Source organism: Sulfuricella denitrificans skB26 (genome assembly GCF_000297055.2).
Classification (GTDB): Bacteria; Pseudomonadota; Gammaproteobacteria; order Burkholderiales; family Sulfuricellaceae; genus Sulfuricella; species Sulfuricella denitrificans.
This window is the reverse complement of the sequence record NC_022357.1, coordinates 2,846,481-2,869,961: the sequence shown is the minus strand read 5'-3', so window position 1 is coordinate 2,869,961 and position 23,481 is coordinate 2,846,481. Positions and strand designations below refer to the sequence as shown.

Annotated in this window: 25 protein-coding genes; 9 read left to right on the top strand and 16 right to left on the bottom strand. The window is 56.5% G+C overall.

Annotated elements, in window-relative coordinates; all coding sequences use genetic code 11:
- The first annotated feature begins 29 nt into the window (after nucleotides 1–29).
- The 9 genes from SCD_RS13985 (at nucleotide 30) to SCD_RS13945 (ending at nucleotide 7,552) form a co-directional block, all read left to right on the top strand.
- Nucleotides 30–1,715, top strand: a complete 1,686-nt coding sequence (locus SCD_RS13985; protein ID WP_009207412.1) for a DUF2341 domain-containing protein — start codon at nucleotides 30–32, stop codon at nucleotides 1,713–1,715.
- A gap of 12 nt (nucleotides 1,716–1,727) precedes the next feature.
- Complete coding sequence (locus SCD_RS13980; protein ID WP_009207413.1) at nucleotides 1,728–2,132, top strand: ExbD/TolR family protein; 405 nt, start codon at nucleotides 1,728–1,730, stop codon at nucleotides 2,130–2,132.
- On the top strand, nucleotides 2,132–2,785 hold the full coding sequence (locus SCD_RS13975; RefSeq protein ID WP_009207414.1) for a TonB C-terminal domain-containing protein: 654 nt from the start codon (nucleotides 2,132–2,134) through the stop codon (nucleotides 2,783–2,785). Before SCD_RS13980 ends, SCD_RS13975 begins: the two co-directional genes overlap by 1 nt.
- A gap of 24 nt (nucleotides 2,786–2,809) precedes the next feature.
- Nucleotides 2,810–4,348, top strand: coding sequence for a putative porin (locus tag SCD_RS13970; RefSeq protein ID WP_009207415.1), 1,539 nt, complete (start codon nucleotides 2,810–2,812; stop codon nucleotides 4,346–4,348).
- Nucleotides 4,335–4,973, top strand: a complete 639-nt coding sequence (locus SCD_RS13965) for a hypothetical protein (RefSeq protein WP_009207416.1) — start codon at nucleotides 4,335–4,337, stop codon at nucleotides 4,971–4,973. The genes SCD_RS13970 and SCD_RS13965 overlap by 14 nt, the downstream gene beginning before the upstream one ends.
- On the top strand, nucleotides 4,970–5,731 hold the full coding sequence (locus tag SCD_RS15925) for an ankyrin repeat domain-containing protein (RefSeq protein WP_009207417.1): 762 nt from the start codon (nucleotides 4,970–4,972) through the stop codon (nucleotides 5,729–5,731). Before SCD_RS13965 ends, SCD_RS15925 begins: the two co-directional genes overlap by 4 nt.
- Before the next feature lie 88 nt (nucleotides 5,732–5,819).
- The gene (locus tag SCD_RS13955) at nucleotides 5,820–6,365 is read left to right on the top strand and encodes a hypothetical protein (protein WP_148290793.1); all 546 of its coding nucleotides are present in this window, start codon (nucleotides 5,820–5,822) and stop codon (nucleotides 6,363–6,365) included.
- A 34-nt stretch (nucleotides 6,366–6,399) separates the two neighbouring features.
- The gene (locus tag SCD_RS13950) at nucleotides 6,400–7,026 is read left to right on the top strand and encodes a lytic transglycosylase domain-containing protein (protein ID WP_009207419.1); all 627 of its coding nucleotides are present in this window, start codon (nucleotides 6,400–6,402) and stop codon (nucleotides 7,024–7,026) included.
- A gap of 148 nt (nucleotides 7,027–7,174) precedes the next feature.
- Nucleotides 7,175–7,552: a cyclic nucleotide-binding domain-containing protein gene (locus SCD_RS13945; protein WP_009207420.1), complete on the top strand. Its 378-nt coding sequence runs from the start codon at nucleotides 7,175–7,177 to the stop codon at nucleotides 7,550–7,552.
- Between the two features lie 125 nt (nucleotides 7,553–7,677).
- Here SCD_RS13945 and SCD_RS13940 read toward each other — a convergent pair whose 3' ends face one another.
- The 16 genes from SCD_RS13940 to argH form a co-directional block, all read right to left on the bottom strand.
- Complete coding sequence (locus tag SCD_RS13940) at nucleotides 7,678–7,896, bottom strand: hypothetical protein (RefSeq protein ID WP_009207421.1); 219 nt, start codon at nucleotides 7,894–7,896, stop codon at nucleotides 7,678–7,680.
- Nucleotides 7,897–8,337: 441 nt separating this feature from the next.
- Nucleotides 8,338–9,720: a nucleotide 5'-monophosphate nucleosidase PpnN gene (ppnN, locus tag SCD_RS13935; RefSeq protein ID WP_009207423.1), complete on the bottom strand. Its 1,383-nt coding sequence runs from the start codon at nucleotides 9,718–9,720 to the stop codon at nucleotides 8,338–8,340.
- Nucleotides 9,721–9,793: 73 nt separating this feature from the next.
- Nucleotides 9,794–10,204, bottom strand: coding sequence for a type II secretion system protein (locus SCD_RS13930; protein WP_009207424.1), 411 nt, complete (start codon nucleotides 10,202–10,204; stop codon nucleotides 9,794–9,796).
- Complete coding sequence (locus SCD_RS13925) at nucleotides 10,179–10,673, bottom strand: type II secretion system protein (RefSeq protein ID WP_009207425.1); 495 nt, start codon at nucleotides 10,671–10,673, stop codon at nucleotides 10,179–10,181. The genes SCD_RS13930 and SCD_RS13925 overlap by 26 nt, the downstream gene beginning before the upstream one ends.
- A 1-nt stretch (nucleotide 10,674) precedes the next feature.
- Entirely contained in the window at nucleotides 10,675–12,687 is a 2,013-nt protein-coding gene (locus tag SCD_RS13920; protein WP_009207426.1) for a secretin N-terminal domain-containing protein, read from the bottom strand.
- The gene (locus tag SCD_RS13915; RefSeq protein ID WP_009207427.1) at nucleotides 12,684–13,190 is read right to left on the bottom strand and encodes a hypothetical protein; all 507 of its coding nucleotides are present in this window, start codon (nucleotides 13,188–13,190) and stop codon (nucleotides 12,684–12,686) included. The genes SCD_RS13920 and SCD_RS13915 overlap by 4 nt, the downstream gene beginning before the upstream one ends.
- Nucleotides 13,187–13,738, bottom strand: coding sequence for a hypothetical protein (locus SCD_RS13910; RefSeq protein ID WP_009207428.1), 552 nt, complete (start codon nucleotides 13,736–13,738; stop codon nucleotides 13,187–13,189). The genes SCD_RS13915 and SCD_RS13910 overlap by 4 nt, the downstream gene beginning before the upstream one ends.
- Complete coding sequence (locus SCD_RS15920; protein ID WP_009207429.1) at nucleotides 13,735–14,271, bottom strand: PilN domain-containing protein; 537 nt, start codon at nucleotides 14,269–14,271, stop codon at nucleotides 13,735–13,737. The genes SCD_RS13910 and SCD_RS15920 overlap by 4 nt, the downstream gene beginning before the upstream one ends.
- A gap of 2 nt (nucleotides 14,272–14,273) precedes the next feature.
- Complete coding sequence (locus SCD_RS13900) at nucleotides 14,274–15,101, bottom strand: hypothetical protein (protein WP_009207430.1); 828 nt, start codon at nucleotides 15,099–15,101, stop codon at nucleotides 14,274–14,276.
- The gene (locus tag SCD_RS13895; protein WP_009207431.1) at nucleotides 15,082–16,779 is read right to left on the bottom strand and encodes a GspE/PulE family protein; all 1,698 of its coding nucleotides are present in this window, start codon (nucleotides 16,777–16,779) and stop codon (nucleotides 15,082–15,084) included. The genes SCD_RS13900 and SCD_RS13895 overlap by 20 nt, the downstream gene beginning before the upstream one ends.
- Nucleotides 16,776–17,966: a type II secretion system F family protein gene (locus SCD_RS13890; protein WP_009207432.1), complete on the bottom strand. Its 1,191-nt coding sequence runs from the start codon at nucleotides 17,964–17,966 to the stop codon at nucleotides 16,776–16,778. Before SCD_RS13890 ends, SCD_RS13895 begins: the two co-directional genes overlap by 4 nt.
- A 5-nt stretch (nucleotides 17,967–17,971) precedes the next feature.
- Entirely contained in the window at nucleotides 17,972–18,409 is a 438-nt protein-coding gene (gspG, locus tag SCD_RS13885; protein WP_232504464.1) for a type II secretion system major pseudopilin GspG, read from the bottom strand.
- Nucleotides 18,410–18,774: 365 nt separating this feature from the next.
- Nucleotides 18,775–19,500, bottom strand: a complete 726-nt coding sequence (locus SCD_RS13880) for a hypothetical protein (RefSeq protein ID WP_009207434.1) — start codon at nucleotides 19,498–19,500, stop codon at nucleotides 18,775–18,777.
- Nucleotides 19,501–19,584: 84 nt separating this feature from the next.
- Entirely contained in the window at nucleotides 19,585–21,156 is a 1,572-nt protein-coding gene (locus SCD_RS13875) for an alkaline phosphatase (protein WP_009207435.1), read from the bottom strand.
- A 533-nt stretch (nucleotides 21,157–21,689) separates the two neighbouring features.
- Nucleotides 21,690–22,061, bottom strand: coding sequence for a LexA family protein (locus tag SCD_RS13870; RefSeq protein ID WP_009207437.1), 372 nt, complete (start codon nucleotides 22,059–22,061; stop codon nucleotides 21,690–21,692).
- 14 nt (nucleotides 22,062–22,075) lie between these two features.
- Nucleotides 22,076–23,476, bottom strand: a complete 1,401-nt coding sequence (gene argH / locus SCD_RS13865) for an argininosuccinate lyase (RefSeq protein WP_009207438.1) — start codon at nucleotides 23,474–23,476, stop codon at nucleotides 22,076–22,078.
- Between the last annotated feature and the right edge of the window lie 5 nt (nucleotides 23,477–23,481).

Sequence of the window (23,481 nt, the reverse complement as noted above, 5' to 3'; positions counted from 1 at the left end):
AAACACCCTTACTTCAAAATAGCGGAATCATGAAAAGAAAATCATTAATCTCTCCCTTCCTTGTTTTATGCGCTTTTGCCGCCAGCTTGCTATCCACCCCGGCGCTTGCCTGGTGGAGTGGCGACTGGGCATACCGTACGCCGATCACGCTGAGTCCCTCTGCGGATATCAAGCTGGCGGTCGAGCAGGTTCCGGTGCTGGTACGTTTGCATACAGGCAACTTCTCTTTTGCCGATGCCAAGCTGGACGGTTCCGATATCCGGTTTGTGGCGGAGGACGACAAGACCGAGCTGAAATATCACATAGAAAAATGGGATGGCGCGAACCAGATGGCGCTGGTCTGGGTGAAGGTGCCCAAGCTTGCGGCCCAGCCGAAATTTTTTCTTTATTTCGGTAACGAGAAAGCGGCTCCGGCATCGAACGCCAAGGGCACGTATGATGCCGGCAGCGCGGTTTACCATTTCGCGGAGCAGGACGGGAATCCGCGGGATAGCGGACTGAACGGCCTGCATGCGACGCAGTCTTCCGCGCAATCGGTGGCAGCTTCATTTTCGGGTGCTGGCGCCGGATTCAACGGGTCTCAAAGTGTGGCGCTACCTGCGGTGAATGCGGCAGGTGGCTACAGCTTCTCGGTATGGGTCAAGCCTGCCGCGCTGGATGGCGTTCTGTTCCAGTCTGGTGATCTGAAGATTTCGCTCGATGGCGGCGTGGTCAAGGCGCAGTCGGGTAAGGCGAGCGTGGCTTCCGGTACGGCGCTGAGTGCGGGTCAATGGCATCATCTGGGCTTAACGGTTTCAGATGCTTTGCGGGTGTATGTGGATGGCAAACTGGCGGGTGAAGCGCCGGGTGCTGCGCTGCCATCAGGCGGGGTGACGCTGGGGGCCGGGTTCCAGGGCGAGATGGATGAAGTGCAGGTTTCCGGCATGGCGCGAAATGCGGCATGGATGGCCGTGCAGGCCGCCCAGGGTCCGGATGGGAAACTGGTTGCTTTGGGTGAGGAAGAGTCGAATGAAGAAGGCGGGAACGCCTCTTACTTCGGCGTCATTCTGCAATCGGTGACGCTGGACGGTTGGGTGGTGATCGGCATCCTGGCGGTGATGTTCGTGATTGCGGTATGGGTGATGTTCGAAAAAACCATCTATGTCAACCGCATGGACAAATCCAACAATAAGTTTATGGATAAATTCCGCGAACTATCGACCGACCTGGCGATGATCGATAAAGCCAAGGGTCTGGCAGACGATTTCATGCATTCATCGCTGTACCGCATTTACCACATTGGTGCGGTAGAAATTGCGCATCGTTTCAAAGATACGGATTCCTCGCATGTCGACAAGACGCTATCGCCGCAGGCGCTCAATTCGATTCGAGCCAGCCTGGATGCCGGGATGGTGAAAGAAACTCATCGCCTTAACCGGCTCATGGTGCTGCTCACCATTGCGATTTCCGGCGGGCCATTCCTGGGGTTGCTGGGTACGGTGGTGGGGGTAATGATCACCTTTGCCGCGATTGCCGCTTCCGGCGATGTCAACGTCAATGCCATTGCACCGGGCATCGCTGCCGCTCTGGTAGCGACCGTAGCGGGGCTGGCGGTGGCGATTCCAGCGCTGTTTGGTTACAACTACCTGGGTTCTCGCGTCAAGACGATCTCGTCCGACATGCATATTTTCGTCGACGAGTTCATTACCAAACTCGCCGAAAATTACAGCCGCTGATCGGAGGCCACCATGAAGGTCCAGGAAGATAACGCACCCTTCGACGATATCAACGTAACGCCGATGCTCGATCTGGCCTACGTGTTGCTGGTGATTTTTATCATCATGACCACCGCGTCGGTGCAGGGGGTCAAGGTCAACCTGCCCAAGGCGAGCAATGCGCCCAGCCTGGCGAAGCCGCAGACGAAGGCGATCACGATTGCCGAGGGCGGACAGATTTATCTCGATGCTTATCCGGTGTCGATAGAGGAATTGCGTACCCGCCTCGGCCAGCTGAAGGCAGCCAATCCCGAGCTGCCGGTGGTGGTCAAGGGCGATACGGTGGTGCAGTACGGCAAGGTGATGGAGGTGCTTGAATTGCTGGGGCAGCTGGATATTACCCAGTTGGGCCTGGTGACCCAGCGGCTGGTGAAGTAATGGAAGGCCAAAAACCTTCCTGGATGCGCTGGGGAGGCGTTGCGCTAGGCCTGATTGTTGCCGTCATGCTGGGCTTGGGGTTGAAGGATTTGCTGGTCAGCGACAAACCGGCCAAGAAACCCAGGCTTCAGCAGATCACGCTGGTCAAGCCACCGCCCCCGCCGCCTCCGGAGAAAAAACCACCGGAGCCGGAGATCAAGAAGGAAGAGGTCAAGATCGAGCAGCCCAAGCCGGAAGAGGCGCCCAAGCCAGCTGACAATGAACCGCCGGCAGGCAAGGATTTGGGTGTTGATGCGGATGCTAATGGGAGCGGTGATGGCTTCGGTCTGGTCGGTCGCAAGGGTGGCCGAGATTTGCTGGCAGGCGTGGGGGGGAAGTATGCGGGTTACTCCATCCCGGTTGCCCAGCAGATTAATGAGCAGATATCCGAATACATGAGGAAACATCGGCTTGCCTTTAATTACAGAATTCAGGTGCGCATCTGGATCGCAAAAGATGGTCATGTGGAAAAGTTCGAACTGAACGGGTCGACCGGAAGTCCGGATACGGATAGCTCGATCAAGCTGGCGCTGGCCGGCCTGTCCTCGGTCAAAGAGCGGCCGCCGGAAGATATGCCACAGCCGATCAAGTTACGGCTTACATCAAGACTTTAAATATCTTAAATTTAAGTGGAATTCATGAAGCTCAAAAAAACCAAATTCGCCGCCATGATGGCTTTGGCATTCCTGTGCCAGGGAGCGCAGGCGGGAGAAAAACAGGAACTGGAGGCATTGCGCCAGACCACGTTTAACCTGATCCAGGCGCTGATGCAGCAAGGCCTGCTTACGGCCGACAAGGCTGAAATGCTGCTCAAAAGCGCGGCAGTGGTGCCGCAGCCGGCAGAGCAGCAGAGCCAACCGGAACAACAAGCGGAAGCGAATGTGGTGCGCGTGCCTTACGTGCCTGAAAGGGTGAAACGCGAAATCCGCGAGCAGATCAAGAACGAGGTGCTGGCACAGGCCAAAAGCGAGCGCTGGGGTGACCCCGGGTCATTGCCGGACTGGGTGGGACGCTTCAAGTGGAGCGGTGATGTACGCTTGCGCTATCAGAATGACTTGTTTCAGAAGGACAACACATCACCAGCCAATCTGGCTCTGTTCGGCATCAACGTGAACAATACCACCGAAGATCGCGAGCGGATGCGCGTGCGCGTGCGCCTCAACGCCGACATCAAGATTGCCGATGACTGGAAAGCCGGGCTGCGCTTGTCAACCGGCAACACGACCGACCCGGTTTCCACCAACCAGACTATGGGCAACAGCTTCAACAAGTACACGGTGGTATTCGACCGCGCTTTCCTCAAGTACGACCCCTACCGCTGGCTGTCGGTCAGTGGCGGGCGCATGCCGAACCCGTGGTTCTCACCCACCGACCTGGTTTGGGATAAAGACCTGAATTTCGATGGGCTGGCAGCAACCCTGAAGCCGCAGTTGTCCGATAGTTTGACGGGCTTCTTCACCGCCGGCGCTTTCCCGGTACAGGAAGTTGAATCATCCGACACTGTTCTGGCCAAGAGCAAGTGGCTGTACGGCGCCCAGGCCGGTGTCGAATGGGTGTCGACTGACATGTCCAAACTCAAGCTGGGGGTGGGTTTCTACAAGTACAGTCATATTGCTGGCCAGCCTAACCTGATAAACGGCTCGCATGTGTACGATCTGACCGCGCCGCAGACTCGCCAGAAGGGCAACTCGATGTTCCTGATCGATAACCCGACAGACAAACTGGCAGCTTTGGCGGCAAATTACCACGAACTGAATCTGACCGGCATGTATGACTGGGCCGCATTCGATCCGGTGCATGTGGTCGTGACGGGTGACTACGTCAAGAACCTCGGCTTCGACCGTCAGGAAATCCTGCAGCGCACCGGTTTGGATATCCAGCCCAGGACCGAGGGCTACATGACAAAAGTGATGCTGGGTATGCCCGAGATCAAGAATGAAGGCGAATGGCAGACTTATCTCGGTTACAAGCATCTGGAACGCGATGCGGTGCTGGATGCCTTCGCAGATTCCGATTTCCACTTGGGTGGTACCGATACCAAAGGCTTTTTCATCGGTGGCAGTTACGGCATAGCCAAGAACACTTCAATCGGGCTGCGTTACATGAGTGCAGACCAGATCGACGGTCCGCCGCTGGCGATTGACGTATTGCAGGTGGACTTGAATGCGAAATTCTAAATACTCAGCCGTCCTGGCCGTATTGATTGTTGCATGCATGGCGCTTGCCACGCCAACCGCTTTCGCACGCGATAAGAAGGACAACAAGGAACGCGAAGCGGCACGCAGGGTGCAGATCATGCAGCAGCAGTTCAGCGTGGAAAAATCCGCGCTGGAGAAGGATAAAGCCGATCTCACCGAGAAAGCGGATGAATTGTCCAGGCAAGCTGAAAGCGCCAAACAGAGCGTTGCTCAGTTGGAACGCAAGCGTTCATCGCTGACTAAAGAACTGGCTTCGGCACAGGACGAGGTGGCAGCCTTGCAGGAAAAGCTGCATAAATCCGAAACCGCGCATGCTGAGCTGCTTGCGCTGCACAAGCAGGAAACTGAAAAAAACCAGAAGCAGATTGGGCTTTTGCAGGCTGCAATCGCGCAACGTGGGCAAGCGCTGGGCGGATGCGAGCAGAAGAACGCGCAGTTGTACCAACTGAACCGAGAAATCCTTGCGCAATACCGTGACAAAGGATTTCTGGATGCGCTGGCCCAGATTGATCCACTAACCGGCATCAAGTCCGTTCAGGTGAAAAATACCCTGGAAGAATATCGCGACAAACTGGATACGCAGCGTGTTGAGGGGGCGAAGTGAAAGTTGCCTCGCTGAGCAGGGCTCTGTTGCCCCTGTGCCTGTTTGTGTATTTCCTGCCTGCCATGGCGGCAGGACAGGAAGACGCCAATCTGGTGGATGCGGCGCGGCAAGGAGACTTGCGCCTGATCAAGATGTTGATGGACATGGGCGCGAATCCGCGCGGCACCGATAAAGCCGGTAACACTGCAGTGCTGATGGCTGCCTCGCAAGGGAATCTGTCGCTGGCACGCAAGTTTGCCGATCTGGGTTCCGACGTGGATAGCAAAGGCGGGATCGGCTTTACCCCGCTTGGCATTGCCGCCTTGCGCGGCGATGCGCGCATGGTCGAGTTCCTGCTCAAGTCCGGCGCACGGCTGGACACTGTCAACGACAACGGCGGCACGGCGCTTACCAATGCGCTGGAAACCGGGAATGTGCTCATTGCCGAAATGCTGCTGCGTGCCGGCGCGGATGTGGATATTCCCAACCGGGACGGGCTGTCGCCGTTGATGCTGGTTCTGCAGTCCGGCGATGCTGCACTGTTCGAGGCGGTGCTGGCACGAAAACCCAACATGCGCACGTTGGATGCGGAAGGCCGTACAGCACTGTTTTTCGCCATCCTGAAACAAGACAATCCGGCCGTGACCAGTCTGCTGGCCAAGGGGGCAGATCCCAACCAGTTGGCGCAAGGATATCGCCCGTTGCACTGGGCCAGAATTGCAGGCGGTCAGGGAGCAGCAACATTGCTGGAAGACGCCGGTGCCAGGGCTGATGAATAAATTCTGGAGCAAGACTGTTTTTACAGCCGCTGTGGTTGGCGTTGTGACCTTAAAATAAATGGAATTGAGTAATATGGATTTTAGACATTTGAAAAAACTGCTGCTGGCTGCCTTATTCACCAGTGCGATTTTATCCAGCTCGGCTATGGCCAGTTATCTCTCCGATGGGTCGTCCGGAGTATTTCATCCTTTGGTTGATGCCACCCTTGATTTGAGCGACCCGGCAGTTTTTCCTCAGTTCAGCAATGTCTATATCGATGCAGGGATCCGTGTCACAGTTCTGACGCCGGGCACAGGTTATGGATATTTGTTATCTGCTGACGGGATCTATCTGAACGGCATATTTGATACTGGTGCCGGATCGGTATCATTGAATGCTATCAACAGCATCGTGATGGGTTCCGGCTCGCAACTTATTGGTGGGAGTCTTGCGCTTTCCGCAATCAATTTGATATTGCGGGGCGAAATTAAAGCGACTGATAGCGCAACCGTCAATTCGGGCGGAAATTTAATTGATTTAAATGGTGGTCGCATTTCTATGAGTTCCCCCGTCCCACTCCCAGCGGCAAGCATCCTCTTCGGCAGCGGACTTCTCGGTCTGCTATCCTTGGTCGCTGGCAGACGTCGGCGCTGATCTGCCGATACTTCCCGGCAGTTAGAAAACCACCATGGCACCACGTCTTGCATGGCTGCTTATTCCGATTATCCTACTATGGCTGGCCTGGGCAGGTGCGGCCAGGGCGGATATTTACGCTTTCACCGACGATGCAGGGGTACCGCACTTCAGTAATATGCCGGTCGACCAGCGCTATACCCTGCTGATGCGCACGGAGACGGACGCCCCATCTGTCGCGGCCAAGGCCAGAAGTGCGCGCGGAGGCATTAATGGCAGCCTGTACGCGCCAGAGATCAGTCGTGCAGCATCATTCAGCCAGCTTGAATTGGCGCTTCTGCATGCCGTGATCGCGGCGGAATCCGGCTACAATCCCCGCGCTCTGTCCGGCAAGGGGGCAATCGGGCTGATGCAGCTCATGCCGGGTACGGCCAGGCGCTATGGGGCGGTTGATCCTTATGATCCGGCGCAGAACATCCGTGCCGGCGCGCTCTACTTGCGCGACTTGCTCGCGATGTTCAACAACGATATGCGACTTGCGCTTGCGGCCTACAATGCGGGCGAGAACAATGTAATCAAATACGGCAATCGCATACCTCCTTTCCGCGAGACGGCCGCTTATGTTCCCAGGGTGATGGCGTTTTACCAGGAGTACAGGCGCGCCTACCCCGGGAGTTCCTGATCGTTATTGGGCACGTATTGAATCCCAAACCCACCGACCATAAGTATCCCCAGTCGTGCCCGCTCATTTCAGTGCGCCCAATGCGGATAATTCCGTCTAAACTAGGTGGGTTCCAGATGCTCTCAATTATCGAATGAAAGAAATAGTTATGGATTTTTCCAACCTGTTTAGGCATGAAACCGAAACCGTCAATTTTTCCTCAGGCGAAACCATTCTTAAATGTGGAGAAATGAGTGATGTCATGTATGTGATGCTCGAGGGGGAAGCAGAAGTCAGGCTGGGTGGACAAGTGATTTGTACTGCGCAAACAGGAACCCTGCTGGGGGAGTTGGGGCTCATTGACCATAACCCTGGTTGCGCAGACGTGATTGCGAGGACTGACTGTCGTTTGGTGGCGATCGACAAGCGCCGCTTTCTCTTCCTGATCCAGCAGACACCAAATTTTGCACTGGATGTGATGAAGGTGATTGCCGAACGTCTACGGGCAATGAATCACCACGCGATGGAATCGCTCGGGAATCGATAGGCTTAATCATAACTTTGCTTTGGGTGGCGCATCAGAGGCGGGCCAGTTTGAGATTACAAAGCAGACACGTGAACCTGACTCTAACGGGTCGTGAACTGAAGTTCTATTTTCCTGATAGCCGACGTTTAGGCGCCCGTCAGATCGCCGACTAGCGCCGCCGCCTGGAATTCACCGCACCAGTTGTTGGCCGACACCAGGGGGAATTTCCAGTGGTGGAAGTCAATCGGGGAGCTGTCACCGGCAAAACTTGGGGGAAAGCGATGGCAGGCGCCGATGTTTCTCTCCTGTGCCTGATAGTAGGTACATCCCTCACAGGGTGGGGGGCGGTGAGCATTTATTTTCATAATGGGCGACATCATATGACCTGATTGTGACAGCTTGATGTCTTGTTGTTAGCCGAGAAGCAAAAACGCAGCAGGTTAATTCTGGCTTCGTAATATGCGTGTAATAAGCAAGCAGTATAAAACGGTTTTTACTCATGGATGTGGAACATGAATAAACTCACCGGAAGTCATATTCATAGTCGCTTGTTCTCAGACCCGAAGAAATACTGCGTCCGGCACGATGGCCGTGCAGAAGACGGGGAGTGGATAACTTCAAAAGATGGTCTTCGCCGCCAGTTCGTTTGCGTGAACTGTATACAGAATGAGAAAGATCGCGCGATCATGCACGCGGCTAAACACTAGTCCTTGTATCTTGTCACAGGCCAGAGCGTCAAAATTATCGCTTTCCCGGTCTGGGGCTTTGCCCCCTCGCCGCGGTGCTGTGCGCAAATTGCGCGAGCTCTAGGCGACGGTCTCGGCAACTATGCGGTAACAGGGGTTGTATTTTTTACTCGATATCTTCATACGCTTCTGGGCAACGAAAGATGACATCAGAGCATCCATCGGCCCCATGATTGTCGAGTCACCGTGGATCTCAAAGCTGCCGTGTTTTTCAATCTCACGGATGCCCTCGTCCTTGACATTGCCGGCAACAACACCCGAAAAGGCACGCCGCAGGTTGGCAGCAAGGGTGTGCTTCGGTTGATTCTTCTGCAACTTTAGCTTGCGCATGTTCTCGTGGCTGGGATGGAAGGGGCGCTGCAAATCGTGTTCGATCCTGAGCAGGGAATTGAAGTAGTAGGCATCCCGCTGTTGTTTGCGGAAGTTGCGAACCAGCTTGATGCCGGCCTGGACTTCCCGCGCCACCTGCACCGGATCGTCAATGATGATCTGATAGCGCCGTTGGGCTTCGGCGCCGAGGGTAGCACCGATGAACTGGTCGATCTGCCGAAAGTAGTCCTCTGCACTCTTCGGTCCAGTAAAGATGAGAGGAAAGGGCTGTTCGGCATTGCTCGGATGAAGCAGGACGCCGAGGACATAAAGGATTTCCTCGGCCGTGCCGACGCCGCCAGGAAAGACGATGAAGCCATGTCCGGCACGAACGAACGCTTCCAGGCGCTTCTCGACGTCGGGGAAAATCACCAGTTCATTGACGATCGGATTCGGCGACTCGGCGGCGATGATTCCCGGCTCGGTGAAGCCGATGTAGCGCCCGTTCCTGATGCGCTGCTTGGCATGGGCGATGGCGGCACCCTTCATCGGTCCCTTCATGGCTCCCGGGCCGCAGCCGGTGCAGATATCGAGGCCGCGCAGGCCCAACTGGTAGCCGATCAGCTTGCTGTAATCATATTCCTCACGGCTGATAGAATGGCCACCCCAGCAAACCACTATATTAGGATCGGTCATCGGCTGCAGGACACAGGCATTGCGCAGAATGTGGAACACCGTATCGGTAACGCCATCTGAAGTGTTGAGGGCAAATCGCGGGTTGCCGCGAATCTCTTCGCTGACATAGATGACATCGCGCAGGACGGCGAATAAGTGCTCCCGGATACCCGTGATCATCTTGCCTTCCACGAAGGCGCTGGCCGGTGCCCCCTTGATGTCGAGTTTGATGCCGCGCTGGCGCTGGATGATGCGGATATCGAAGGCACGATAGCGCTCCAGCAGTTCTTTGGCATCATCGAGTTCATTGCCGCAATTAAGCACTGCCAGCGAGCAATTGCGATAAAGCTCGTGCAAACTTCCATGGCCCTCGTCGAGCAACTTGGCCGCTTCCGTTCTGGACAGCACCTCTAGCCGGCCGGTGGGTGAAACTTGCGTGTCGACTACTTCGTATTCCATGGTTGAGATTGTACCTGTATTGAGAATAAGTTGCCCTCTGGCGCTGTGACTTGAATGCAGTTTTTTATTCTGTTCACCATTCACTGTAAGGCGTGCCATTTCGAGCGTTGCCAAGTGCGCCGCTTTTAACGTCGTAGACACCGCCTTTGGCGGGGTTGTCGGGCGCAATGGTTAGCCAGCTGACGGTGCTGCCGGATACGGGATCTTCCGGAATGGAGCGGATGTATTTTTTAGTAACCAGGTCGTCCAGCGTGGCTGGATATTTTCCCGTGTCGCCATAATATTTGTCGAGCGCATCGCGTAGTGTATTCAGATCCTGTTTGAGCACGGCTTCCTTGGATTTTTCGATGCTATGGAAGTAGCGGGGCGTGGCGATAGACAGCAGGGTGGCGATAATTGCCATGACTACCAGCAATTCGATGAGCGTAAATCCGCCGCAGCCATGGAAGAAATGGCCTTTACCAATCTTTGTAGGAAATGCCATTGAGTCCTCTTTCCGTGTTCAAGGAATAGATGTCGAACACGTCGTTGCCTTCCTGGGGATTTTCTGCACTGCTTGCATAGCTCCGTTTTCCCCAGGTTTCTGCTGCGGGGATGCTGGGGTCGGTAGACATCGGATCACGGGGAATACGACGCAGGAAGAAAATTTTTGCCTTGGTCGGGCTTTTTATATCCTCCACGCCGCTCGCTAATAACTCTAACGTTTTGGGATAACCGGAAGCACCGACGGTGCGGTCATCGATGGCGGCTTTCTTGTAGGCGTCTATCGCATTACGAATTTGCATCAGCGCCACTCTGAGCTCCTGCTCCTTGTTGCGCTGCACGGTCACTTCGATCATGGGCATGATGCCGGAAGCGAGCACGGCGACGATAGCGACGGTGACTACCAGTTCGATCAGCGTAAAACCGGATGCCGATGTTCTGGACTGAACTCCGCGGTTGTGGCGAGCCATCTTAATCTTCCCTGAACTTTCCCTCCGCTGCGGGCACGGGCATTAGTTCTGTTGCCGGGCTGGTGGTTTCGCTCGGTGGAATGGCTGTGCTGGAAGGCTGGGGTTCAAGCGCCGGTGGTGCGGATATACTCTGCGGCACTGGGGCGGTCTCGCTACGCTGAATCAACTGCGGCTGAGCAGCAGGCCGCTGCCCCGGCAACACGGAAAATGCATCCACTGGCCTAATGGCCAGAGGCGGCGCACCGACAAAGGTTTCAGTCCCGGAGGTGAACTCGATGGCCGCTGCATCGGGCTGGATCAGGTTTTTGACGATGCGAGGCGTGATCAGCAGGACGATTTCCGTTTTGCTGCCACTATTCAGACGGCTCGAGAACAGGTGGCCAAGAACGGGGATGTCGCCAAGCCCGGGCACCTTGTTGGCACTGGCCCGGTCTTCGTCATTGATGAGTCCGGCCAGTGCCTGGGTTTCACCGTCCTTCAGGCGTAGCGTGGTGGAGGCATTGCGGGTGCCGAGCTGGTAGGTCAGCGTTCCGGTGCTGCTCTTGATTTGCTGCACGATGTTGCTGACCTCGAGGTTGACCTTCATCGCCACATCGTTGTCGAGATAAATCCTGGGCTCGACTTCGAGTTTGAGTCCGACATCCAGATAGGTGACGGATTCCGCCACGCCGACGTTGGCGGTGGCGGTGGTGGTGATGACCGGAACCCGGTCACCGATGTGGATTTTTGCTTTCTCGCGATTGCGCACGCGGATTCTCGGGTTAGCGAGCAGGTTGGTGTCGCTATCCTCGCCGCGCAGGTTCAGGACGGGGTTCGGGATGCCGATCTGGGCGCCGTTCAGGTGACGCAGGTTGTCGACAGTAAGCTGCCCACCGTTAAGCGTGGAATTCGTGATGTTGCCGAAGGCCGTTGCCGTGGTGGTAGATAGTGGCGGTGCCACGACGGTGAATTTGTTGGGCCATTGCATCCCCAGTTCGGTCAGCTTGGAGCGCTTCACTTCCAGTATTTCCACTTCGAGGACGACCTCGGGTTCGGCTCGGTCATGCAGGGCGACCAGCTTCTCGGCCAGGCGAATGACATTGGGCGTGTCCCTCATCACCAGCATGTTGAGACTTTCGTCGATGGAGATGTCGCGCGTTTTCAGCACCGTCTTGATTTCGCTCATCATCTGTTTCGGGTCCGCGTTCGTCAGGTAGAAACCCTTGACGACCAGCTCCTGGTAGTCTTTGACCTTGGCGGGCGTGTGCGGGTAAATCAGTATGGTGTTGTTGTTGAGCACGCTTTTCTGCAGCTGGTTGGTGACGAGCAGCATATTGATGACATCTTCGACGGAGGAGTTGCGGACCATAATGGTCGCCTTCAGATCAGGCTTCACGTCCTTGTCGAAAACAAAGTTGATGCCCGCAGTGCGCGAAATCACTTCGAAAATGGTTTTCAGATTGACGTCCCGGAACTCGATGGTGATCGGTTTTTTGAAACCGGAGCTCAGCCCCGAGGAGGGATTGCTGTCCTGCCAGGTTTTCTCGTCAATTTTCCGCTTTATTTCCCGTGCGCCAAGGTTGGCAGGGTCTTCTCCGAGTATGCCGCTCGCCAGTTTTTCGGCAGCGGCCAGGTCGCCTGACTTGAACAGGTTTTCCGCTTTGGTCAGCATGGCGGCGCGACGGCGGCCGCCTTCGATGGCCTGCAAGCCGTTGGTGGCGCGGGTATTGCCATCCTCGAATTTAAGCGCCTGAAGATACCAGGATTCCGCCTCGACAAAATGACCGGAGTTCCGCGCATTGTCTCCCTGGGTCAGCAGTTTCTGGATGTGAAGCTGGCGCTGCCGGTAGAGTTGGGTGCGAAATTCGATGCTGTTCGGGTCTTCTTTGACTGCGATTTCCAACTGAGTCAGCCCTTCCTCGGTCCGGCCTTCCGCCAGCAGTGATTTGCCTTCACGAAAGGCGCGTTCTCCGGCGCATCCAGCAAGGAAGGAAATCAAAAGCAGCAGCGCCAGGCGCCAGATCCAGTGTTTCAATTAAATGCTCCAATCGGGAAGGTTTGTTTCATGTTCATCGGCAGATAAGTCAGTGTCATCAGGGGGGGGAGGATGCTCTCCACGCGGTAGGTTCCTTCGATCACGTCACCCTCCCTGACAACCAGGTTGCGCTCCTGCTTGCTCATGAAGACCAGCAATTTGCCGTCCTCAAGCATTTTTCCCAGATAGACAAAGGGAATCGGCGGCGGGGCCGGAGGCGGCGGGGGCACGGGTTTTGACGGTGGCGGGGGAACATACCAAGACTTGCCCGGGAAAATGTCGGTTGCCGTTTCCGGCAAGCTGTTTCGTTTCAGCGTGTCCAGTTGCAATTCGGAGGCATCGATATTCTTTGGTTTTTTGCGACCTCTTTCCTGATTCGGTTTTTTAACCGACACAGTTGGTTCGGCTTCCCCGTTTTCATTGGGTGCCCAGAAAGCAGATGCCGAGCTGATGGCAAGCAGGCCAAGCAGCAGCGCCCAGCGCTTTTTTTGCGCCTTGTTCATGCCGGTTCGCCCAGGAAAAGCGTCATCTTGATGACTGCGTTGACTACCGTCAGATCGATGGTCTCGCGTTTGAAGCTGATATCGTCCAGCGACAGGGCGGGAACCTCGGTCAAAAGATCGGACAGGAAATGGCGGATCTGTACGTGGCTTCCTTTGATCGGCAGGGTGATCTGGTAGCGTTGAAGGTTGCCGGTTTCTGCGCCTGCCAGCTTGTACGCGCCGGTTTCTAGCACGATGTGCCGACGTTCCGCCGCCGCATAGATTTTCGCCAGCCATTCTTCGCTACGATTCAACGAGGGGAACTGCCTGTAAAATGCCTTGAGCTGCATTTCCACCGTTGGCGCGGGTTTGGTTTCTCGGTGCAGGTTTTTCGCGATATCCCGGCGCAGTTGCACCTGTTCCACTTTGAGTGTCGCGAGTTGTTCCTGCATCGGCAACACCATCGTGGCGTAAAAAATCGGGCTGCCCAGCAATATGGCGAGACCCAGCATGCCGGCCCATCCGCTACGGCGCAGGAAATTCTTTGCAGCAATAATGGAGGCGCTCATCGTGTGGGTGTCCACTTGGCGGACAGACTGAAGCGGACTGGCTTGTCGGGGTCTTGCTGCTTAATTTCATGGCTGGTCAGGGTGATTTGCGCGAGTGTTTCCTGGCTGCGCAGTTGGGCAATGTAATCCAGTATGGTGTCCAGGTTCTTCGCCTCTCCGCTAATGTGGATCAGCTGTTTGCGGGCATCAGGCTGAATGGAAAGCAGCGCCACCTGGTTGTTTGCGGTAGATTCCAGAGCCATAAAAAGCTTGTCCCATGGGAGGTTGAGCTGGTGGATGATGTCATTGGCGTGCTTGATATCTGCCGCTAGCTGGGTCACGTCCATGGTGCTTTTCGGTCCTGCCAGGGGCGCGTATTCCTGTTGCAGTTCCGCCGTTTGTTGACTGATCTGGAGCAGAGCCTGGTCCGCCTCGGCGAATGACAGGGCTGCGGCAACTCCGGCGCAAGCTCCGCCCAGCAACAGCCAGGCGCCCATGCTGCGGCGCAGGAACGGATTGCGTTTGAAGTCCAGTGTGAGTATCGGGGCAGCCATGCTCAAGCGCTCGCGGCCATGGCGAACTGGGGATCGCTGCGCCAGTCGGGGTTGGATTCAGAAGAAGGAGCAACCAGTTTGAATTTCGTTTTGCTGATGGCGGCCAGGCTGGCAGCGCTTATGCCGGGTGCGTACAGGACGGTTGTGTCCGTTTGCGGATCCAGTCCGGCCAGCTGCTGTTCGCGTTCGAGCACGGTCACCAGCGCGGCGAGCGGATTGTCAGTCGCCAGCGAGCGGCAGTGGATGCTCCGCCATGCGCCGTTATCCAGGCGCATGACGCATACGCGCTCTGGTTCGGTCACGGCGAACCAGATATTCCCTTGCGCCAGTTCTGAACGGACACGGTTGTAGGCGGCCATCAGATAGGGTTGCAACGAGCGTAGCCGGACGCCATGCTTGTTGCAGCAGGCCGTGATCGAGTCGAGCAGCTTGAGTCGCATGCCGCATGCCAGGTTTTCCGTGCCGGCGTTACCTTCGGCAATGCGTATTTCCCATTCGCTGCTGTCACCATAGACTGTGGCCAGCTTGTGGCGCGCAAACGAGCGTTGCTCTTCTTCGCCGGCGATGTCCTCGTTCCAGGGCAACAGCTGAAAGCGGGCAAAGCCGTTGGAAACCACCACGCTGGCATCGGCATGCTGCCACTCCGGCTTGCTGAGCAGGCCGTCCAGCGCCGTCAGCGCGCTGCTCCAGGGCGTAGCGTCGGCACCGGTCGGACATGCCACCGCGACTTTTGCCGTGAGCCGCGGTTTCAGGCCTTTGCCGAAGCGCAACAATGCGACATGCGAGGGGCTCAGGCCGATACGGATCTGATCACGCCACAAAGGTGACACGGTTTATCTCCTGCAGGGTGGTTTCTCCTGTCGCCACTAAGTCCAGCGCTGCATCCCGCAGGAATCGCGTGCCGTTGCGACGTGCGGCCTCCTTGAGATGGCGGATGGGCTCTCTGGCAACGATCATTTCGCGGATTTCGTCATTGAGATTGAGCAATTCTCCGATCGCCCTGCGCCCCTTGTATCCCGAGCCGCGGCATTGGCCGCAACCCTTGCCCGCTTTGAAGCGGTAAGAGGTCACATCCATATCGGCGAGGCCAGAAAGCGCCAGTAGTTCCTGATCTGGCTGTACCGGTTCGGCGCAGTGGGGACAGCTCATCCTGACCAGACGCTGCGCCAGAATGCCGTTCATGGCGGCGACAAAGTTGTAAGGGTCCACTTGCATGTGGAGGAAGCGGCCGATGACGTCGAACACGTTGTTGGCGTGTACGGTGGTAAAGACCAGGTGGCCAGTCAGGGCGGCCTGCACGGCGATCTGGGCGGTTTCCGAGTCGCGGATTTCTCCGACCATGATTTTGTCCGGGTCATGCCGCAGTATGGAACGCAGGCCGCGCGCAAACGTGAGGCCTTTCTTTTCATTAACCGGAATCTGGAGCACCCCGGGCAGCTGGTATTCGACCGGATCCTCAATGGTGATGATCTTGTCGAGACCATGGTTGATTTCGGAAATGGCGGCATAGATCGTGGTGGTTTTTCCGCTGCCGGTCGGGCCGGTCACCAGGACCATGCCGTAAGGTTCGTTGCACAGGCGCCGCAAGCGCGTCAGCGAATCGGCATCGAAGCCGATATAGTCGAGACGCAAGCCCCGCATATGGTCGGACAGCGCTTCCTTGTCGAGGATCCGCAGCACCGCATCCTCGCCGAAAATGCTGGGCATGATGGAAACCCGGCAGTCCACGTCCCGTCCCTGGGCCGAAACCTTGAAACGCCCATCCTGCGGCGTCCGCCGTTCCGAGATATCGAGTTCCGACATGACCTTGATGCGGGAAATAACCTGTTCGGCGAGATCGCTTCCGGAGATCTCGCCCACCGTCGTCAGCACCCCGTCGATGCGGTAGCGGATGGCCAGTCCGGTTGGGGTTTTTTCCAGATGGATATCGCTGGTGCCCATTTTCAGTGCATCGTAGAGCGTCGAGCGCACCAGTTTGACGACCGGGCTGGTATCTTCGCTGATCGCCTTGAGGGATAGATCTTCGATGCCGGAACGGCTGCCGGTTTCCTTGTTTTCTTCGCCCAGCACGCCATCCATCGCCCGCAGCGATTCTTCCTGCTGGGTCAGACATGCGGCAAGATCGGCATAGTGGGCAAGGTATCCAGCAAAAGGCACGCGGATTGTTTCTTCAACCCAGTCCTGTACGGTCTGGTTGTAAGGGTCGCCGATTGCGAGCAACAATTTTCCTTCATGGTCGCGAAAGGCGATGCAATCTTTTTGCTGCGCCAGCGTGAAGGGCAAGATGTCAAACGCCGGGGTCAGGCGGTTCAGGTCTTCCATGGACAGCACGGGATAGTTCAGCGTATGGGCCAGCGCCATAACGAACTCCGGCGGTGCCAACCCGGTTTTTTCTTCCAGGATCTCCACCATGCGCAGGTTTGTCCGGGCGGCATCGATCCTCGCTTCCCGCAATAGCGAAGGGGTGATTTTCAGGGCAGATTCGTTCGCCACTGTAGTTTCGCTCACTGGATGTTCCCTGCAAGTTCAAAAATCGGCATATAAAGGAGGATCACGATCAGGCCTATGATCAGGCCGATGACGATCATCAACAGCGGCTCGAACAGGCGCGTGAACCATTCCACAAAACGCGCCATCTCGTTGTCGTAGAAGGCGGCGATGTTGTCCATCATTTCGCCCATCTTGCCGGTGCGTTCGCCGACCAGAAGCATTCTTTGGGCTACCGGCGTCGTCAGTTGGTTGGCCTCCATAGCGTGGGAAACCGGACGGCCCTCGCTGATGTTTAGCGCCGCGCCTGCAAGCGGAGCCTGCAGGACTGGCGGTAGCAGGCCGGCGGCCATTTCCATGGCGGTCACGATAGGGAGGCCGGCGCGCAAGAGCATTCCTAGCGTCCGGTAAAAGCGTGCGAGCTGATAAATTTTCATGCGTTCTCCCAGTTGCGGAATCAGCCACAACATCGAGACGATCCATTTTCGTGTTGCAGGCCGGCGCAGCCAGTAAATGCCCGCGCCGATGATGCTGGCGGTGGCGATGGCGAGAAGCAGGCCGTTCTTTTCTAGCAATGATCCCCATTGAATCAGCAGCTTCGACAGGAAAGGCAGGTCTGTTCCCACGCTCTGGTAAATCTTGCTGAATTTGGGCACCACGTAGATCAACAGGAACAGCGTGACCAGCAGTCCCACCGAGATCAGCAGGACCGGATAAATCGAAGCGCTGATGAGTTTCTTGCGTACCAGGTCGAGCTGGGATTGGTACTCGACGTAGCGCGACAAGGCTTCCGGTAAACCGCTCGAACGTTCGCTGGCCCTGACCGTGGCCACATAGAGCGCTGGAAAAGCGGTCGGAAAGCGTTCCAGTGCTGCGGACAGATTGCGGCCCTCATAGAGCCCGGCAATAACCTGGTCGAGAACTTTGCGGGCATCTGGACGGGTTTCCTTGACTGCCAGTGTTTGTATCGCCTCCATGAGGCTGAGGCCCGCATTGAGCAGGGCCAGGAGTTCCTGGCTGAAGAGCAGCAGCGGGAATTTTTCTTGCCGGCTTTCGAGCGAGAGATGCAAGCCTCCGAGCGATCGGACGGAGAGTACCTCGTAGCCCTGCTCACGGGCCTGGGTGCGTGCATCCTGTGCATTCGTCGCATCCAGAGCGAGTTTGGCGACGATATCTCCATCCCTTAAGGCCTTAACTTCGTAGCGCATGTCAGCTACCAGTTGGTGATGTCTGCTGCTTCTCCCGTCCCTCCGGGCTGTCCATCATGGCCGTACGACAGTAGGTCATAGTCGCCATGCTCTCCAGGTTGCTTGTAAATGTAAGGCTTGCTCCAGGGGTCTGGAGGCACGGTGTTTTTTTGCAGGTAGGGGCCATCCCATTTTGTTTCACCGGAGGGTTGGGCTGTGAGTGCGGACAGCCCTTGCGAAGTGGATGGATAGTGGCCGGTGTCGAGCCGGTACTGGTCCAGGGCTTTGCCGAGCGCATTGATCTGCGCCTTGGCAGTTTTTATCTCTGATTTGCCGATTTGGGCGAAGTATTTCGGCCCCACGTAACCGGCGAGCAATCCGATAATAACCATGACCACGAGGAGCTCCAGCAAGGTAAATCCACCGCTGCGGATGCATCGTGTGGGAGATTCTTTTCTAATAATCAATTTATTTTTCAAAATATTAAGGTGAATTCGGAGCTTGTCTGCTGGGTGCAGGAATGGTGACAATATAGCCGTGCCATGTGACAGTTTTATTACATTTAGGATTCGATTTGGAAGTGCGCCACTGTTCTCGGTGGCGCTGAGCGACAATTGTGTTGCTGGCAGCGCTAGGTTTAGCTGTGGAGGAAGACAGTCACAGCCCCACCCATCAATTTTTATTCGTAATGGGGACGCAGGTGAGATCCACGGCATGACAGTGGGCTTATCCAATTGAACTCTAAAACGGCAGTGAACCGTTTTAGAGAAGCGCTGATTTAATGACAAATAAATCAGCCTTCCTTAAGGTTGTTAATGGGATTCGAACACTAGCTATCATGCCCGTGATGATGGCCATCCTGCCGCATTACTTTCTGGACGAAGGGGTCGTACTCCATGTCGCCCAGGTCGGTTGCATCCAGCTTGTCATAGGCGCCGAGTACCGATTCTTCGGCCCAGTTCCAAGCCGCCGGAGGGGTCTTGTAGAGCTCACGCAACACCAGCTGGGTGGCTGTTTTGCCACGACCCCGTTCGAGGCGGGCGGGAAGCTGAAGCGCCGGCAGCCACCACAGGCGGGTACGAACGCCATCGACATTGCCTTCCAGGATCAGGGCGCGCTGTCCCATTACTTTGCGTTCGCCGGTTTTGTGCAGTTTGGCGATGGATTCCGGGCTGAGGATGGAGGCTAGCTGCGCCCAGTTCGGCGTCATGTGGAGCGTCTTCAACTGACCGTCGGTGTAATCAAGGATTTTCCGGTCTTCCGCAAACACTCGGGTGTATTCGATCCGGCCTTGCTCGTCGCGGGCCCATACCTCGCCCTGGCGGCTGCCGGTATTGAAGGTGACGATGCGTTGCGGTTCACGGATCATGAACCAGTCGGCGCCGCGGCCAACCGTGTGCAGTTCGAAACGCGCCGCCAGGGATGGCATCGATACCTTTTCGGCCACACTGGAAACGGGTTTCTGCGGCTCATTGTCAGGATGGTTGTGGTCTGCGGCGACAGCCGCAATGGAAAGGGTGCTCAACAGGAACAGGGAGACAAATTGGGTTTTCATGGCGCTCTCTAAAAATGAAAAAAACCGGGGCGTACGAGCCCCGGTTACTACATGGGAAAACGAGTTTCCATCAAGAAGTGGGAATTAATCCTTCTTGTCATGTAACTGAAAAGCTTCCTTCATCACGTGGTAGATCCAGTTCTGCTCCATGGAACCATGTACCAGATAAGCATCAGGTCCGCTGGCATAGACGGGCACGTCTTCACCCGCATGAGTCTCGGAACCGAGGGGTACGGCAGATTCCTGCAAGAAGCCCAGTGCGTTGGTGTCCTCAGCGCTCAGGTCAGGACGCTTCTGGCCGGTGGCGACGGCATCACGCCAGCCAGGGCCGTTGGCATAGCCCAGAGTGGTGTAGGGCAAACCCAGTTTGTCCACGGAATTCACCGGCGCATTGCCATCCACAGAAGGAACTTCCTTCACCAGACCGAGGATATTGTTGCCGCGGTGCGGGTATCCGGCAATGGTGAAGGTGTGACTATGGTCAGCCGTCACGATGATCAGCGTCTCTTCCGGATCGGTCATGTCGTAGGCCATCTTCACGGCCTTGGCGAACTCGATGGTATCCAGCATGGCGCGCTTGGCGTTGCCGGCATGGTGAGCATGGTCGATACGGCCACCTTCAACATGCAGGAAGAAACCCCGTTTGCTCTTTTTCAACATCTCGATGGACTTAGCGGTCATCTCGGTCAAAGAAGGTTCGCCAGCCGTATCCGTAGCCCGATCTGCCTCGTACTGGGCGTGTGAACGCTCGAACAGACCCAGCAGGAAGGGGGTGGAGGCCGGGTTGGCAGCTTCAAACCCAGCTTTGTCCCAGACATACTGAGCGCCAGAGGCAATAACATTACGGGTGCTGACCCATTCGGCGGTCAGGTCGCGGCCATCCTTACGCAAACCCTTCTTGGTGGTGTACTCGGGGTCGAGCTGGGTGTTCATGCGGAAGTAATCGCGGCCACCGCCCAGCACGACTTTCAGGCTGCTTTTCACGGCGGGGGAGGCTTCGATCAACTGGCGGGCGATATCTTTCACGCCACAACCTGCGGGCAGGTTGGCATCGGATTCCCAGTCGCGCACCGGGGTATGGGCGTAGGTTGCAGCCGGGGTGGCATGAGTGATACGGGCGGTAGAGACGATACCCGTGGCCTTGCCGGCTGCAGCGGCTTGCTCGAGAATGGTGGGCAGGGATTTTGCCGCAACCACGGCGGCATCACATTCGCCGCGAGCAGTAGTGTGGTCAACCGACAGCATGCCTTCACGCGTCTTGTAGCCGGTGACCATGGCGGTCATGGTGGGTGCGGAGTCGGAAGTCTGCTGATCCCAGGAATAGGTCTTGGACAGGGCGACATAAGGAAGCGTTTCGAAGAACAGGCGGTTTTCCTCGCCCGTGGCGCCCTTCATCTGGCCTTCCAGGATGCGTGAGGCGGTAACGGTGGAAATTCCCATGCCGTCGCCAACGAAGAGGATTACGTTCTTGGCGTGGTGCCTGTTGGCGTGGAGCTTCTTGCTATCGGCAACAAAAGCCTGACCGGCATTCCACCAGTCGGATACCGACTCCGGACCCTGTACCACCGGTTCAGCGGCAAAGGCCGGAGCTACGCCAGATAGGGTGAAGGTCGTGGCCACGGCGGCGGCGACCAGTTTACGAACAGAGTGATGCATTTTCATTTCCTTCAAGTATTGAGACGTTAGGATGGAACGCAGATTTCTGTGCAGCGTCACGTACTCTAAGGAAAGTTTGTTACAGAAATTCGAGTCAGGAAAAGTTTTGCATAGGCAGAATGGACTATTCGTCAATCCGCCAGATCAATGACAGATGCAGCGACCCGAGGGGTCTGCGACGCCACCTTAACCGAGGAATGTGGCAGCAAGATTGCAGATAATTGAGTATTTCGGCCCATGAGGGCCATTTTTTAAACGAATGTAATTGAAGGGGAGCTAAAACACGGTAGGGAAATTAGAGTGTATTACGCTCAACGCTAGATTCGCCGGCCATGGCAAAGCTCAGCCACAAGGCATTCGAATCGGTTTTTCCAGCCTTTAAACGTTGACGCATTTAGTTTGAATCTTGTGGCTTGTGCTTGCGTTGGGGTGGCTTCGCGATTGAGGGCAATGCCCACAAAGCACAGGATGGTCTGACTGGCGTAGATGGCGTCATCAATGTCGTTATCAGGCAGCCAAACCCCGAACACTAACTAGTAAGACTTCATCGAACTCCGCTTGCCCGGTTTCTTTTTCTGCGTGATTACCCCCTTCACTACTTCCAGCCCTGGCACTTCATCAGTGGGGTACAGGTCGTTGAGGGGTTTCAGGTACCAGCGGTCACTGTGTTGCACCAGCTGGCGGAAGATGTATTCATCCTTGTGCCAGGCAACAACGTAGGAGCCGTTGTGCGCCAGACCTTCCGGTTCGATGATGATGATTTCGCCTTCTTCGAATTCGGGCAACATGCTGTCGCCCAGCACCATCAGCGCGTAGGGTTCGGCGCTGGAGCAGGCAGTGGTTTCATCGGCTATTTCTGGCCCTTCGTTATGGGGGATGATGGGGATAATTTTTTTCTGTGGCATGGGTATTTGCATTTTCAGAGGGTCTCGATAAATTTTCGGCCACGCTGGATGGCGGACCTGACTTGCTGTGGCGCGGTGCCGCCGATGTGGTTGCGGCTGTTCAGCGAGCCTTCCAGGGTGAGCACGGCGAATACGTCGTCGGTGATCAAAGGTGAGAATTCGAGCAGTTTATCCAGGGAAAGTTCACTCAGGTCGCAACGCTTGCCTTCCGCGTGGCGCACGGCGAGGGCGACGACTTCGTGGGCATCGCGGAAAGGCAGGCCTTTTTTCACCAGGTAGTCGGCCAGGTCGGTGGCGGTGGCATAGCCCTGGAATGCGGCCTGGCGCATGGCTTCCTTGTTTACCGTGATGCCGCCCATCATGTCGGCGTAGATGCGCAGCGTGGCGGTGAGCGTATCCACGGTGTCGAACAGCGGTTCCTTGTCTTCCTGGTTGTCCTTGTTGTAGGCCAGGGGCTGGGATTTCATCAGGGTCAGCAGCGCCATCAAATGGCCGGTGACGCGGGCGGTTTTGCCGCGCACCAGTTCGGGCACGTCCGGATTTTTTTTCTGCGGCATGATCGAGGAGCCGGTGCAGAAGCGGTCGGCGATGTCGATGAAGCCGACACGCGGGCTCATCCACAGAATCAACTCTTCCGACAGGCGCGACAGATGGGTCATGATCAGCGCAGCGGCAGCCGTGAATTCGATGGCGAAGTCGCGATCGGAAACAGCGTCGAGCGAGTTTTCGCAGACCCCGTCGAAGCCCAGCTCCCGCGCCACCATTTCCCGGTCGATCGGGAAGCTGGTGCCAGCCAGCGCAGCTGCGCCGAGCGGCAGACGGTTGACGCGCGTGCGACAGTCGCGCATTCTCTCGGCATCGCGCTTGAGCATTTCGAAGTAGGCCATGAGATGATGGCCGAAAGTAACCGGCTGGGCGACCTGCAAATGCGTAAAGCCGGGCATGACAGTATCGACGTGCTGTTCCGCCAGATCGAGCAGGGCTAGTTGCAGGCCCTTGATCAAGGCCAGCAGTTCATCGATGGAGGCGCGCAGCCACAGGCGTACGTCGGTGGCGACCTGGTCGTTGCGCGAGCGGGCGGTGTGCAGTCGCTTGCCGGCTTCGCCTATCAGGGCGGTGAGGCGCTTTTCGATATTCAGGTGGACGTCTTCCAGGTCGAGCAGCCATTCGAACTGGCCGGCACGGATTTCATCCAGGATCTGGGCGAGGCCCTTGCGGATAGACGCAAGGTCATCCGCGGCGATGATGCCGCAGGATTCGAGCATGGAAGCGTGGGCGAGCGAGCCCTGAATGTCGAATTCTGCCAGACGCTGGTCGAATTCAACCGAAGCGGTATAACGCTTGACCAGTTCCGCGACCGGTTCGCTGAATCTGCCCGACCAGACTTTACCCGTCGCCGAGGATTTTTGTTGCATATCGT